This window comes from Streptomyces sp. NPDC054765 (assembly GCF_053612065.1).
Window position 1 is genome coordinate 36,236 of record NZ_JBSHBP010000007.1, and the last position, 14,707, is coordinate 50,942.

Annotated in this window: 10 protein-coding genes; 3 read left to right on the forward strand and 7 right to left on the reverse strand. The window is 73.2% G+C overall.

Going from position 1 to position 14,707, the window contains the following annotated elements; all coding sequences use genetic code 11:
- The first annotated feature begins 517 nt into the window (after window positions 1–517).
- Window positions 518–2,146 (forward strand): FAD-dependent oxidoreductase, encoded by a 1,629-nt coding sequence (locus ACWGJY_RS07000; RefSeq protein ID WP_453259740.1) that lies wholly within the window; start codon window positions 518–520, stop codon window positions 2,144–2,146.
- A gap of 175 nt (window positions 2,147–2,321) precedes the next feature.
- On the opposite strand, the gene ACWGJY_RS07005 is transcribed toward ACWGJY_RS07000, so the two are convergent.
- The 3 genes from ACWGJY_RS07005 to ACWGJY_RS07015 are packed head-to-tail and all read right to left on the reverse strand — an operon-like array spanning window position 2,322 to window position 8,700.
- Window positions 2,322–4,265 (reverse strand): helicase-associated domain-containing protein, encoded by a 1,944-nt coding sequence (locus tag ACWGJY_RS07005; protein WP_453259741.1) that lies wholly within the window; start codon window positions 4,263–4,265, stop codon window positions 2,322–2,324.
- Window positions 4,262–5,767, reverse strand: coding sequence for an SWIM zinc finger family protein (locus ACWGJY_RS07010; protein WP_453259742.1), 1,506 nt, complete (start codon window positions 5,765–5,767; stop codon window positions 4,262–4,264). Before ACWGJY_RS07010 ends, ACWGJY_RS07005 begins: the two co-directional genes overlap by 4 nt.
- Window positions 5,764–8,700 (reverse strand): DEAD/DEAH box helicase, encoded by a 2,937-nt coding sequence (locus ACWGJY_RS07015; protein WP_453259743.1) that lies wholly within the window; start codon window positions 8,698–8,700, stop codon window positions 5,764–5,766. The genes ACWGJY_RS07010 and ACWGJY_RS07015 overlap by 4 nt, the downstream gene beginning before the upstream one ends.
- 581 nt (window positions 8,701–9,281) lie before the next feature.
- Here ACWGJY_RS07015 and ACWGJY_RS07020 point away from each other — a divergent pair.
- Together ACWGJY_RS07020 and ACWGJY_RS07025 are read left to right on the forward strand one after the other, a co-directional pair.
- Window positions 9,282–10,850: a UvrD-helicase domain-containing protein gene (locus ACWGJY_RS07020; protein ID WP_453259744.1), complete on the forward strand. Its 1,569-nt coding sequence runs from the start codon at window positions 9,282–9,284 to the stop codon at window positions 10,848–10,850.
- A 46-nt stretch (window positions 10,851–10,896) separates the two neighbouring features.
- Entirely contained in the window at window positions 10,897–11,211 is a 315-nt protein-coding gene (locus tag ACWGJY_RS07025) for a DUF6343 family protein (protein WP_453259745.1), read from the forward strand.
- Between the two features lie 198 nt (window positions 11,212–11,409).
- Here ACWGJY_RS07025 and ACWGJY_RS07030 read toward each other — a convergent pair whose 3' ends face one another.
- From ACWGJY_RS07030 to ACWGJY_RS07045, 4 genes are all read right to left on the reverse strand, one after another.
- Entirely contained in the window at window positions 11,410–11,862 is a 453-nt protein-coding gene (locus ACWGJY_RS07030) for a tetratricopeptide repeat protein (protein WP_453259746.1), read from the reverse strand.
- 139 nt (window positions 11,863–12,001) lie between these two features.
- The gene (locus ACWGJY_RS07035) at window positions 12,002–12,340 is read right to left on the reverse strand and encodes a cupin domain-containing protein (RefSeq protein WP_453259844.1); all 339 of its coding nucleotides are present in this window, start codon (window positions 12,338–12,340) and stop codon (window positions 12,002–12,004) included.
- Between the two features lie 173 nt (window positions 12,341–12,513).
- Complete coding sequence (coaE, locus tag ACWGJY_RS07040) at window positions 12,514–13,104, reverse strand: dephospho-CoA kinase (protein WP_453259747.1); 591 nt, start codon at window positions 13,102–13,104, stop codon at window positions 12,514–12,516.
- Window positions 13,105–13,268: 164 nt separating this feature from the next.
- The gene (locus ACWGJY_RS07045; protein WP_453259748.1) at window positions 13,269–14,222 is read right to left on the reverse strand and encodes a PAC2 family protein; all 954 of its coding nucleotides are present in this window, start codon (window positions 14,220–14,222) and stop codon (window positions 13,269–13,271) included.
- Window positions 14,223–14,707 lie beyond the last annotated feature (485 nt).

The window sequence follows — 14,707 nt, forward strand, 5'->3', positions numbered from 1 at the left end:
CCCTCCGGTATCCCCCGGGTGGCTCTCACACGTCTCTCGCGCAAACCTGGCTATCGGATGTGATCGCCGCCGCCTACGATCCGGAAAGGTGTCCGCCGTTGACCAGAGGTGACGGCTGCGTCCCCGGGGCAGAACGCCTTTTGCGAGGCAGTGGCGCTCTCCCGCTCCACCCGGTGATACGGGCGGGTGGCGGAGGAGGACGTGGCGGTGCGCAGGGCAGGGCGGGCACGGCCTGAGGGGGAATCATGATGGGGAGATCGGGGGGCGGCAGGCCGGCGTTCGCGTCGGCCAGCCGGGACCCACAACGCGCGCAGCCGCTTCCACCGGCGCCTCTGCGCATGCTGCGGACCGCGTCCGCGTCCCTGCCGTCCTCGTTGACGGCTTCGTTCACGGCCGCCACCGGCGCCGTCATCGCCGCCGCACGCCGGCGTTCCCGACCGTACGCGCCACCGCCCTTTCTGGAAGTGTCCCGCACCCACCGGGGAACCGTGCTCCGCCGCCGAGAGAGGGACTGCCCATGAACGGGTCGAGCACGACGAGCAGCGAAGGACTCCAGTTCACCCACCCCTACCTCGCCGTGGTGCTCGGCGGTGGCTTCACGGGCATGCTCGCCGCCGCGACCCTGTCCGGATACGCCGATGTCATCGTCGTCGAGCGGGACCGGCTGCCGCGGATTCCGGCCCTGCCCACGGACCTTCCGCAGGCACGGCACGCCCATCTGCTGACGGCCGAGGGCGCCCGGCTGGTCGAGGCCCTGCTGCCCGGGAGCACCGAACGCTGGCTGGCGGAAGGCGCCCGCCGCCTGCCGAAGCCGGATTCCACCGGCCGCTCCCCGAAGGACCGGTCAGGGCGACGGGCGCGCTCGGGGTATCTGCTGGCCTGTTCGCGCGATCTGCTCGACCGGGTCATCCGCCACCAGGTACCGGCCCTCCCCGGGGTGACCCTGCTCGACGGAACCGAAGCGGCCGAACTGACCGGCACCGCGGAACACATCACCGGGGTGCGCGTCCGGGACACCACCAGCGGCGCGACGTACCGTCTGGATGCCGACCTCGTCGTCGACGCCACCGGGCGGCACTCCACCACCCAGGAGCGGCTGGCCGCGCTGGGGCTGCCCACCGCGCACGAAGATGTCTCGGACTCCGGGATCGTCTCGGCGACCCGTATCTTCCGTGCGCCCGTCGGCATGGAACTGCCGGTGCTCACCACCCGTTCCGCGTTCACCGGCGCGGCGGCCGGTCCCTTCGCACCGCGGCGCCTGGTCCCCGCCAAGACGGCGACGCTGGTCCCGATCGAGGGCGGACGCTGGCTGGTCACGCTCACCGGCACGGGGGACGACCGGCCCTCCCAACACGCGGGCCGGTTCGTGCCGTTCGCCCGTCGTACGGGCAATGCCGTCATCGGGGATCTCATCGCCGACGCCGAGCCGCTGAGTGAGGTACGGCTGTCCCGCGACACGACCAGCCGGCATCGGCGCTATGAGCAACTGCCTGCCTGGCCGACGGGGTTCGTCGTCCTCGGTGGCGCCGTGGCCTCGCTCGCCCCCGACTGCGGCCAGGGCCTGGCCCTCGCCGCCCATGGTGCCGCCGCGCTGCGCGGGGCACTGCGGCGGCACGGGATGGACGATCCGGCACTCGCCCGCAAGGTGCAGCAGGCCGTCGGACGCCTCGTCCGGGAACCGTGGTCCCTGGCCACCGGCACGGGAGACCACTCCCCCACCGCCGGCCGGCCCGCCGTCAGCCGCGCCTACCTCGATGTCGTGACGCCCTCCGCTCCGACGGCCCCGCTCCTGCGGCCGTCCGCGGCGCTCGGCCTGCTCCGGGGTGCGGCACGGCTCCGCCCGGCGGCAGACGGTGCACCGGGCGCCCAGGCCTCGCCCGGACGGATCCCGGCGTCTCGGCCGGCCACGGCCGGAACGGCGTCGGCCGCCGGCCCGCGCCCCCCGGCGGCAAAAGGTGGCGGCGCCGCCCTCTCGGCGACGCCTGCCGCCATGTTCTCGGCCGCGCCGCCCGCTCCCCAGCAGCCCTCGGCCCCGCGCCACGGCACCGGCACCGGCATCAGACGCCTGCCGCGCCCGCTCAGCTTCGGGCCGACAGCGCTGCGCCGCATCAGCGGCGCCGGCAGACGGAAACCGGCCGACGGCTGAGGCCACGCCCGCGGGCCCGCCCGTCACATCCTCCGTTACGCCGGAGGCCGTCCCGGTGCGCACTCGGAACTCGGAACTCGGCACTCGGCACTGCGGACCCCGGGGCGGTCGCCGACAGGTCGCGCATCACCGGTCACGCATGACCGTCACATATCGCCGGTCACGCATCAACCGGTCACGCATCACCGGTCGTTGCGGCCTCCCGGGGCTGTGGGTCGAGCCCCAGGAGACGGTGGGCGAGGGCCAGCGGTGCGTGGGGATTGCGGGTGGGGGCAGGGGCCTTGGCACGGTGCGCGGGAAGGCGTTCGACGGTCGTGGTGCCGGTGTCGGATTCGAGGGCCGGTGCGTAGCCCGCGGCGCGCAGTGCATCCAGGGTGGCGGCCGGCGGGCGACTGCTGACCAGGACGGTCGGGGCGATGGCGCGCAGCCCGAGATCGCGCAGTGCCCGGTGGGCGGCGAGCTCTTCGACGAGTGCTTCGTCGTCGGAGCGGATGCAGCAGGCGGCGGGCAGGACACGCATCCGGCCATGGGCACGGGCGGCGTCCTGGAGGAGATAGCCGAGGGGCTGTGGCAGGGTGCCGGTCACCGAGGCGCGGGTGAGGTCCTCCCGGAGGGTCTCGGCGCTGTGGCCGGCATCCAGCGCGCGGCGTACGGAGCGGTGGGTGAAGCGCCAGGTCACGGCGTGGCCCTCGGATTCACGGTCGGCCGCGCAGGCGAGCAGTCCGGCGAGCGCGGCGGCGGGGCGGCCGGGCACGACGGCGGTCAGATCGGCCTGGAAGTGGGCCTGTTCGAGGAGCGGCGGGAGCAGGTCGGCGAGCGGCTCGTCGAGGGAGCGCGGGTCGGCGAGCAGCGCCCGGCCGAGCGGGGTGAGGGTGCCGTGGGCGACCAGCCCCAGACAGGCGGCTTCGTGGAGGGTGTGGGCGGCACGTTCCCCGGCCATCGGCTGGTGGGTGACGGCGAGGGGGCGATACCAGTCCGCTGCCCGGAGGAGATCCTTCCACGGGGTGCGGGTGTCTGCCGCCGGCTCCGGGGGCTCGGTGAACGGCAGCGGCGGAAGGGGCGCTCCCGCACCGGGAGGGACGGTGGCGAGGGCGGCGAGGACGGCGTGCCGGAGCGCGGGCGCGTGCCGGTCGTGTCCGCGGACCAGGGCTGTCGGGGTCTCGCCGAATGGGGTGTGGGTGGGGATGTCCCACAGCCCCGACCAGGCGGCCAGGAGGGGGGCGAGGCGGGCGCCGGGCGGGCGGGCGAGCCAGTCGTCGTAGGCGCCGGTGGGCAGCGCGGTGATGCCGGACGGGGTACGGGTCAGTGCGATCAGGCCGGCGGCGAGCGTGAGGTCGAGGAGGAGGCGGGTGTGCGGTTCGGTGGCGCCGGCCGCCTTGGCCAGCCGTTTGATCTCCCGTACGGCCAGCCCGCCCGACTTGCGCAGTGCGGCGGGCTGCGTCGCCAGGGAGGCCAGCAGGCGGTCGGCGGTGGCGGCGAGGGTCGCGGCGGCGGCCCGGGATTCGTCGTGCGGCGAGGTCGGGGGGACGGTTGCGGGGCGCGTCGCGGGGTCGGTGTCGTCCGGGGCGGGCTGCGGGGCCGCGAGGAACGGGCCGAGGTCGTGGGCGGCCAGGAGTTGCGGGGCGCGCGGCGGGACGACGATCGTGCCGTCCTCGGCCGGTGCGGCGAGTCCGTCGTCGTAGAGGTGGCGCAGCGCGGTTTCGGCAGCGGTGCGCGCGGGGCCGGGGGCGGTGACGCCGAGCGCGGCGAAGACGTCCTCGGGCGGAACGGGTGCGGTGGCCAGATGCGCGAAGGAGAGCCGGTGCGCCATCAGGGACTGGTAGTCGGCGCCCGGGGCGGGGGCGGCGGGGCCCGGGGTGTCCCGTCCGGCCCGCTCCTGGCTGATGCGGGCGGTGGCGGCGAGCACCTGGAGCCGGGGGTGGTCGAGATGCAGCACGAGATGGTGGAGGGTTTCGTAGGACCACAACGCATGGGCCAGGCCCCGTAGTTCGGTGGGGGCGGGCCGGCGGGCGAGCGGCTCGGCATGACGGGTGAGGAGCGCGGCGAGCTGCTCGGGGGTGCGCCGGGCGAGGGACCGGGTGACTGCGTCGAGACCTTCCACAGCGTCGAGGTTAGTCATCGCGCCAGCAGGGTGGTGAGGGCGCCCGCGGGGTCGGGGTCCGCGGGGCCGGCGGGCCACCAGTCTTCGGTGCCGGGCTCGGATTCGTACGGGTACCAGCGGTTGTCGCGGCCGAAGCGGAGCTGGATGCCGCGGTCCGCGTCGGTGAGGTGGTTGTGGCGGGGGCGCAGGGCCGGGAGGGCCGCGGCGAGGAGGGCGCTGCGGGCCCGGTCGAAGTCGCCGGCCGGGGGGTCCCAGGCGGTTTCGAGGAGGGTGAGGCCTTCGGGGCCGCCCTGCCGCCAGGCGGCGACGGAGCGGGCCACGTCCGTGGCCGTACGGCCACTCGCCGCGGCGAGGTCGCGGTAGAGGGCCCGGGTGGCGGAGGTCAGGCCGGCGGTGGGGTGGGCGGTGGCGGCCAGGCGGACGGCGTCCTCCCATGGGGGCAGGGCGGGGAACGGGCTGTGGACGGGCGGTCGCCCGCCGCCGGGGCCCGGGGAGCCGGCGGCGCAGACACAGGCGTGGGCACGGGCCGCGGCGTCGGCCGCCAGGAATTCGAGGGTGGCGGGGTCGAAGGGGAGGTGGTCGCCGTCCGGCAGGGCCGGCGGGTGGCCCGGCCGGGGCGGCGCCGGCAGCGGTGGTGGCAACGGCGGGCGGGGGCGGTCGGCGAGCGCCGCCCTGGCCGGGATTCCGCCGGCCGGCGGGGCGCCCGGCGCCGCAGGCTCCCCGGCGTCAACACCGGAATCCGCCATGGCACTTGGCGCGGTGGCGGTGACGGTGACGCGCACCCCTCCTCCGGCCTCGGGATCGCGGCGGTGACGGGGCGGCCGGACGGCCGCAAGGGCGTCGGTGCGGGTGCGGGTGCGGGCGTGGTTGTGAGTGCGGGCGTGGTTGTGGGCTTCGCGGGCGGTGAGGGCGGTGTTGCGGCGGGAGAGCGCATCGAGGAGTTCGCGTTCGCCGCGGCCGCGCATCAGCAGCAGGACGAACGGGTCCGCGTCCAGCAGGCGGGCCACCTGGAAGCAGAGGGCGGCGGCGTGCTTGCAGGGCCTGCCGTGGTCGGGGCAGGAACATCGGGGGACGAGGTCGCCCGGCCCCGGGAGGAGGCGCGCCTCGCCCTCGGCCAGGGCAGGGGGCAGCTTCTTGGCCAGCAGGGCGGTGAGCCGGCCGGGGTCCACGGCGATGGCGTCCAAGAGGCCGTCCCACTCCTGGTCGGTGAGGGTCCTGAGGCGGATCTCGGCACTGTAGGGGCGGGGTCTGCTGCCGCGGACGGTGGCGACGATGCGGCCCGGGGTGACGTTGATGGTGTCGACATGGCCGTCGCGGGCATAGGTCCGGCCGCGGGCGAGCCGGGCCCCGTCGAGGGCCGTGGTCTCCAGCGCTGCCAGCCAGGCGCTGCCCCACCAGGATTCGGCGAACAGCCCGTGGGCGCCGGTCCTGGCCGGCAGGGGCGGGAAGGTGCGCGAGCGGTCCGCGCGGGCCAGCCGGTCCTCGGCGGCGGCGCGCCCGGACACGGGGCGGGGGGTCATCCGGCCCTCCTGAGGGAGACGAGGTCGGCCAGTTCGGCATCGGACAGCTCGGTGAACGCGGTCTCCCCGCCGGAGAGCACCGCGTCGGCGAGTGCCCTTTTGGCGCCGAGGAGTTGGGCGATGTTGTCCTCGACCGTGCCCTCGGCGATCAGCCGGTGGACCTGGACGGGCTGGGTCTGGCCGATGCGGTACGCACGGTCGGTGGCCTGCTCCTCCACCGCCGGATTCCACCAGCGGTCGTAATGGATCACATGTCCCGCACGGGTGAGATTCAGGCCGGTGCCCGCCGCCTTCAGGGACAGCAGGAAGACCGGGGCGTGGCCCGACTGGAAGCGGTCGACCATCTTCTCCCGTTCGGCGACGGGAGTGCCGCCGTGCAGGAGCTGTACCGGGATGCCCCGGTGGGTCAGATGGCTCTCGAGCAGCCGTGCCATGCCCACGTACTGGGTGAAGACCAAGGTGGCGCCGCCCTCGGCGAGGATGGTGTCCAGGAGTTCGTCGAGGAGTTCGAGCTTCCCGGAGCGGGCGGCGAGGCCGGGCGCGGCCTCCTTGAGGTACTGCGCGGGGTGGTTGCAGATCTGCTTGAGGGCGGTGAGCAGCTTCATGACCAGGCCGCGGCGGGCGATGCCCTCGGCGGTCTCGATCCGGGAGAGGGTCTCGCGGACCACGGCCTGGTACAGCGCGGCCTGTTCGCGCCCCAGCGCCACTGGGTGGTCCGTCTCGGTCTTGGGCGGCAGTTCGGGGGCGATCCCGGGGTCGGACTTCTTACGACGCAGGATGAACGGGCGCAGCAGCCCGGCCAGCCGCTCGGCCGCCCGCGGATCCTCGCCGCCCTCGACCTCCCGGGCGTGCAGCGCACGGAACGTCTTGAGGGAGCCGAGGAGCCCGGGGGTCGTCCAGTCGAGGAGGGCCCACAACTCGGAGAGGTTGTTCTCCACGGGCGTGCCGGTAAGGGCGATCCGGGCGGGGGCCTGGATGCTGCGCAGCGCCTTGGCCGTCGAGGAGCGCGGGTTCTTCACATGCTGGGCCTCATCGGCGACGATCCAGGCCCATGGCCGCCCGGCCAGTTGGGGGGCGCTGCTGCGCATCGTCCCGTAGGTGGTCAGTACAAAGCCGCCCTCCAGGCCGTCGAGGCTGCGGCCGGCGCCGTGGAAGCGGCGTACGGGGGTGCCGGGGGCGAAGCGCTCGATCTCGCGCTGCCAGTTGCCGAGGAGGGAGGCCGGACAGACGACGAGCACCGGTGCGGCGGGCCGGCGGTGCAGATGGAGCGCGATGACGGTGATGGTCTTGCCCAGGCCCATGTCGTCGGCGAGGCAGCCGCCGAGGCCGAGGGAGGTCATGGTGTCGAGCCAGGCCATGCCGCGTAGTTGGTAGTCGCGGAGGGTGGCGCGCAGTCCGGGCGGCTGGGGCAGCGGGCGCGCCTCGGCGGTGAGCCGGCCGCGCAGCGCGGCGAGAGTCCCCAGAGGCACCACCTCGACCTCCTCACCGTCCACCTCCGTGGTGCCGTTGAGCGTGGCGGCGAGGGCGTCGGCCGGCTCCAGGTAGCCCAGTTCGCGTTTTCTGGCCTTGCGGACGAGCCCGGGATCGACCAGGACCCACTGGTCGCGCAGCCGGACGACGGGTCGGTGCGCCTCGGCGAGGGCGTCCATCTCGGCCTCGCTCAGCGGCACTCCGTCCATGGCCACCTGCCAGCGGAACTGCAGCAGTTCACGGGTGTCGAAGAAGCCGAAGCCGTCCGCGGCCGAGCCGGGCGCCGGGCGCAGCACCGCCGCCGCGGTGAGGCCACGGGTCAGTTCCCTGGGCCAGTGGACGGTCACTCCCGCGGCGCCCAGGCGGGGCGCGGCTGCACCCAGCAGCTCGTACAACTCGTCCTCGCTGAGCGGGAGTACGTCGGGGACCGACTGCTCCAGGAGGCGGCTGAGCGGGGCCCAGATACGGGCGGCGCGGCGCAGCGCGAGGAGGGTGTCGACACGGGAGCGCGGCCCGAAGTGATCGGGGCCCGCTCCCTCCCACAGCCCCCGGGCGTCGGCGACCAGGGTGGGGTCGGTGAGGCTGTGCACCTGGAGGACGGCAGCCGCCGCACTGCGCTCCTCCGCATCGCCCGTCCCGCTCTCCGCGCGCCTGTCGAAGAGCTTGTGCGGGGCGAGATCGAGGCGCAGGGAGAGCCGTACCCCCGCATCGACGCCGGCGGCGACTTCGGCAGCCCATTCCCGGGCGCCGGGAAGGTGTTGTGGCGCGCTCGCGGTGAACGGGGCACCGGCCACCAGTTGGGCAGCGGGGGTACGCGGCAGCGAATCGGCGACCGCGTCCACGTAGAGCCGCACCAGGGCCGCTGGGTCCGGCACTTGAAGCGGGCGGCTGCCGGGGACCGGTACGGCGTGGGCCTCGGCGGGCATGGCGGCGGCGATGGCCCGGAGGTGGGCGATGTCGTCGGGATCGAGGGGGCCGGCGCGCCAGGCGTCGGTGTCCTCGGGGGTCAGCCCGGGGAGCAGTCTGCCGCGCGCGGCCAGATGCAGCGCATGCAGGGTGGCCGCGCCCCAGCAGGCGGCGGCCGGGTGCGCGGCCGGGTCATGCCGGGCCCGGACGAGCAGCGGGACGGCCTCGGCCGGCGAGAGCAGCACGGCGGGGACCGTACGGCTGCGGGCGCCGTTCCCGTGGCGGCGGGCGACGGTCAGCTGCACCGGCTCGGCAGCCCTGTCCAAGCCCGGCACCGCAGCGTCGCTCCCCCCGGCTCCGATGTCCGGCAGCGGACCGCCATCGGGCCGCCACAGAGCGATCTTCCCATCGCGCGGCGGCTGGGCGGGCAGGAAGACCACGGCACAGCGAACCAGGGCAGCGCCGATTCCGCCGCCCTCCCGCACGCCCCCGGCCGCGGGCGGGTCGTCCGACGGCCGGGACTTCCCTGCCGCCGCTTCCTCCCACCGCGTCGTCATGCCATCCCTTACTTCTTGGCCGATACTTCTTGACCGCTGCTTCTTGGTCGTTACTGCTTGGCCGTTACTGCTTGTTCGGTGCACCCCGACCGCGGCGTCCGCAGATCCCGTCGCACCCGACCTGATCCTGATCCTGGCCCTGGTCCTGCCCCCGACCTGCGAGTCTACGGTCGTCCGCCCCATGTCCCCCGCGTCCCTCCTCAGCATCCGCACCTCCCTCCGGCGCCGTGCAGCGCCTCACCTGACACGCACCAGGACCGAACCGGTCCCCGACCGTGGACACCCCTCGTCCCTCGTCCCTCACCCCTCACCCCTCACCGCATGACGCGAGACGCGAGACGCGAACGCACTGCCTGCCGGCACCGGCTCTACCGCGGCACCCGACCTCTCGCGACAGCGGCACCGGCCCCTCGCGACCGATGGAAGCAGACAGCACTGACAATGCGGCCTGACCAGGCCTTCTGCGCCCAGACAGGAGTTATCCACAGGCCACGGAGACTTTCTTGCCCTCGGCGCGGAATCCGCTACGGTGAGCGATGTCATCACTCTGTGTGATCATTCGATATCACCGAGGAGCGCTCATGCACGTCCCCACGCCCGAACAATCCGCCGCAGCGGAGGCGTTTCCGACCGGCTCGCATCTGGTGATCCAGGCCGGCGCCGGAACCGGCAAGACGACGACACTCGCGATGCTCGCCCGCACCGCGCGACGGCAGGGCCGGTCAGGCCGGTATATCGCCTTCAACAGAGCCGTCGCGCGCCATGCCGCGCGGACGTTCCCCGCCGAGGTGGCCTGCGGGACCGCCCATGCACTCGCCTACACCGCCGTGGGCCGTCGCTACCAGGCGCGGATGAACGCCCCGCGGCAAGCGGGATGGCGCACGGGCGCGGCCCTGGGCATCGACGAGGACATGACCGTGCGTATCGGCGCACGCAAGATCACCCACAAGGCACTCTCGTACACGGTCCTGCGCACGGTCACCCGCTTCTGCCAGTCGGCCGACAGACAGCTCGCGCCGGAGCATGTTCCACCCCTGCGCGGGGCCGAATCCGAGCCGCTGCACGCACACCTCGCCGGCCTCGTCCTGCCCTACGCGCGCAAGGCCTGGGCCGACCTGCAACATCCGGACCACGGCGTCGTCCGCTTCGAACACGACCACTACCTCAAGATGTGGGCGCTGCGTGAGCCCGTCGTCCCGGCGGATTTCCTGCTCCTGGACGAGGCGCAGGACACCAACCCCGTGGTCGAGCAGGTCTTCACCGCCCAGCGCGACCACACACAACTCGTGCTGGTCGGAGACTCCGCTCAGGCCATCTACGGCTGGCGCGGCGCGCGCGATGTGATGACCGGCTTCGACGGCAGACGGCTCAGCCTCTCCCGCTCGTTCCACTTCGGCCCGGCGCTTGCGGCAGAGGCCAATCGGTGGCTCACGATCGTCGGCGCCCCCATCCGGCTCACAGGTTCGCCCTTTCTGGAAACGGAGTTATGTACGGTCCGCGCGCCGGAAGCCATCCTGTGCCGGACGAATGTGGGAGCGATGGTGGAGGTGATACGGCAGCTGGCGGCAGACCGCCGGGTCGCCCTGGCGGGCGGCGGCGAGACGCTCAGCGCTCTCGCGCGCGCCGTACACGACCTCGAGGCCGGGCGCCGCACCGTCCACCCCGAACTGACGCTCTTCGAGACCTGGGCCGAACTACGCGAGTACGCGGAGTTCGATCCGGCCGGACGGGACCTGCTGCCCTTGGTGGAGCTCGTCGACGAACACGGTACGGAGGCACTGCTGCGCGCCCTGGAGCAGCTGTCGCCCGAGGACACCGCCGAGGTGACGGTCTCCACGGTGCACCGGGCCAAGGGGCGGGAATGGGCGAGCGTGCGCATCGCGGAGGATTTCACGGGTCCCGATGATCTCGATGAGCCGGGCGAGGACGGAGTCCCGCTTCCCGGCCCCATCGGCATCGACGAGGCGCGCTTGGCCTACGTCGCCGTGACCCGGGCCCGCTCACTGCTCGACATCGGCGGGCTGTCCTGGATCAACAGCCACCCCGCAGGCGACCCGCTCCCCGCCCCGCACCCCATCGAGAACAAACCCGCGGAGCAGGCGGTGAAAAGAACAGCACACACCATGGAAAGAGGTGTCAGGGACAGGTGACTGAATCGCCGATCGGGAGGATCCTGGAGGTGGGAGATGGGTGCCGATGCGTACGGGAAATGAGCCCCTTCAGGCACGCAGCCCGCTGAAAATCCGCTGCGGACTGGCGCTGTGGGGGTTGCTGTGGGCGATCGCCGGAGCCGTGGCGTTCGTCAGTGCCGGGCGGCCGGAATGGGCGGCGGCATGTGCCGCACTGGCGATGGTGGCAGCCATGGACCTGGCCATGGTGATCCGCCACATCCGCCAGGGGCCGCACTACCAGCCGGGCAAGGAGATACCGCCCTACGCCCCTGACCGAGGCCGGAACGACGCGTTCGGCATACGGAAGGGCACCGGCCGGGGACGGAACGCCAGGCCATAGGGCCGGACCACAGATGCCGTGGAGCGACGACGCGTGAAGCGCGTCCGGGTGTGTGACACGTCCGGGTGTGTGACACGTCCGGGGACGGGCGGGGACAGGCAGCGACAAACGGTGCCGCGATCGCGGCGCGGTCGGACGTGTAGCGCGTCCGGTGACAGGACCGCGCCGCGATCGGCGCGGTCACAGCAGTCGGCGCGGCTACTCCGAATCGCCATCCGGACGGCCGGAGCCGCGGTCGCCGTTGGCGTTGCCGCGGTCGCCGTTGGCATTGCCCTTGCCGTGGTCAGTGCCGGGTGCGAAGCGGGCCGCTTCGATGAACTCCGGGCGCGGTTCGAGGGCCGCTGCCAGCCGGAAGTGGCGCAGCGCTTCCTCGGAGCGGCCGGCCCGCTCCAGGGTGCGGCCGAGCGCAAAATGCGCGAAGGCGTTGTCCGGCTCGCGCTCCAGCACGATCTGGAACTCCAGCTCCGCAGGCCGCAGTTGAGCGGCGAGAAAGAAGGCGCGGGCGCGCAGCAGCCGGGCCGCGGTGTTCTCCGGGTGCGCGCCGATGACCGAGTCCAGCAGCCGGATCGCGCCACGTGGGTCACGGGCCGCCAACAGCTGCTCCGCGGCGCGGAAGTCGATGACATGCGTCTCGGGGCTGCTCTCGGGCACGACCCGCTCCTCTCCGTCGCCGTCGGAGCATGGACCAGCCACGGACCCTACGGCGTCACCTGGGACACAACAATCCCGTCGGTCGCGGCATTCCCCCGTCGGCACGGCCTCAACCCGCTACCTGCTTACCCGCTACCCGCTACAAACTGATGTGATACGCCTTGCGCAACGTCTCGTGCACGGTCCACTGTGTGCGGTCGCCCTCGCGCAGGACGCAGGCATCGCCGGGTCCGACCTCCAGCACCGGGCCGCCCTCGACCTCGATGGTGGCGCGCCCGCTGACGACCACGAACAGCTCATTGGCCTCGGTGTCCGTCACCACACCCGGCGTGATCTGCCAGATTCCCCGGATCTGCCGTTCGTCGGGGGACTCCCACAGCACCTTGCCCGTCACCACCGGATCGCCGGAGACGATCTGGGAAGGGTCCAGCGGGTCCGGCTCCAGATCGGCGTCCGCGATGCCGGGGATATTGATCACGAACGATGCGGGTGCCGAGTCGCCGGCAAAGGCGGACCCGGAAGTGGAGTCAGGTCCGGCCCCGGAGCTGGACCCGGTGTCGGCCCCGGGGGCAGCGGTTGCCGGCCGGGCAGCGGAAGTCTTGGCGTCAAGATCGGAAGCAGCAGTCATGGCGGCGAGAGTACCTTCCCGCGTCAGGCGCTCCGCAGCCGCTCCCACACTGCGCGGACCTGGGGTTCCAGTGCCTCCAGCGGCCCGTCGTTGTCGATGACGAGATCCGCGACCGCCAACCGCTGTTCGCGGGTCGCCTGGGCCGCCATCCGGGACTTCGCCTCGTCCTGCGCCATGCCGCGCAGCTGCACCAAGCGGTCCAGCTGGGTCTGCGGGGCGGCGTCGACCACGACCACCAGGTCGTACAGCGGCGCCAGGCCGTTCTCCGTCAGCAGCGGAACATCGTGCACCACCACCGCGTCCGGCCCCGCCGACGCTTCGAGTTCGGCGGACCGTGCCCCCACCAGGGGGTGCACGATCGCGTTCAGTGCCTTCAGCTTCCCGGGATCGGAGAACACGATCCCGCCCAGCTTCGGCCGGTCCAAGGTGCCGTCCGGCGCAAGGACACCGCCCCCGAACTCCTCGACCACTGCCGCCAGTCCGGGCGTACCCGGCTCGACGACCTCGCGTGCGATCTTGTCCGCGTCCACGATCACCGCGCCGTACGAGGCCAGCAAGCGCGAAACCGCGCTCTTGCCCGCACCGATTCCGCCGGTCAGCCCCACCTTCACCATGGGCCCACGCTATACGGTGCGCCCGGACGGCCGGAGCGCAGCCGGCCCGGCAGCTCCAGGCCGGTCCAGCCACTTCAGACCGGCCCAGGCCACTTCAGACCGGCCCAGGCCACTTCAGACCGGCCCAGGCCACTTCAGACCGGCTCAGACCGCTTCAGGCCGGCTCAGATCCCGCCCGCGCCGCCGTCGCCCTCCCGCTCCGCGAGGAAGCGCTCGAACTCCCTGCCGATCTCGTCGGCCGACGGCAGTTCCACCGGCTCGGCCACCAGGTTTCCCCGGCTCTCCGCCCCGGCCACCGCGTCGTACTGATGCTCCAGCCCGCTGACCAGGGCAACCAACTCCTCATCGCCCTCCGAGATCTGCCGCTCGATCTCCTCCTGCGTCCGCAGGGCCTCCGTACGCAGCGCATGTGCGGCGCCGGGCAGCACCAGTCCGGTCGCTGCCGTCACGGCCTCCAGGACGGTGAGCGCGGCGTCCGGATATGCGGACCGGGCAATGTAGTGCGGCACATGCGCCGCCACGCCGAGAACATCATGCCCCGCCTCCGCCAGCCGGAACTCGATCAATGCCTCCGCGCTGCCGGGCACCTGTGCCTCATCGAAGAAGCCACCGTGGCCGGGCATCAGGTCCGTGCGGTTGCCGTGCGGGGTGATGCCTACGGGGCGGGTGTGCGGGACGCCCATGGGGATGCCGTGGAAGTTCACCGAGAGCCGTACGCCGAGGCGCTCCACGATGTCCTTCACCGCGCCCGCGAAGCGCTCCCACTCGACGTCCGGTTCGGGTCCGGACAGCAGCAGGAACGGCGCGTCGGTGGTGTCCCGTACGAGCCGCAGCTCGATGCCGGGGGTCTCATAGGCCGTCCAGCGGCTGCGCTCGAAGGTGAGCAGCGGGCGGCGGGCACGGTAGTCGACGAGGCGGTCGTGGTCGAAGCGGGCGACGACCTCGTTCGGCAGGCCGTCCAGCAGCCGATCCACGATCTGGTCGCCGGTCTCGCCGGCGTCGATGTACCCGTCGAAGTGGTACAGCAGCACCAGTCCGGCGGAGTCCCTGGAGGCGATCGCCTCCACCTCCGCGAGCCCGCTCGGCTCCCATTCATACAAACCCTGGGGATCCAACACAGTGACTGCTCCTCCTCGTTCTCATGAGCGGCAACGCACGATCCGGCACGGGCATTCCCGACGACGCGGATGCCCCCGCCGCCCTGCACCGGAGATGCCCCGTGCCACACGGCGCCGTCCCCCCACTGACACGGCCCGCGACGCGCGTCCCGCCCGCCCCTGACGCCCGCCCACCCCTGACGCCCGACGGTCCCTGACGCCCGACGATCCCCGCCTCCGCACCTTCCGCTCTCCGCCCGACCCGATCCCGACCCACTCCAGTCCCGGCCCGCCCTGGCACCCCAGCCCCACTGCCCCGCCCCAAAACCATGAACTCCCTTGTACACAGGGTGAGTTCACACCCCGACCCGACCCGACCAACGACCAGCACCAGCGACCAGCGCCACCGGCACCGCCCTCGGCCCCACCCCACCCCGGCCCCACCCCGTCCGGACGACGCCCCCCGGGACGACGCCCCCGAACACGACGAAGGCCCGCTCCCCCTG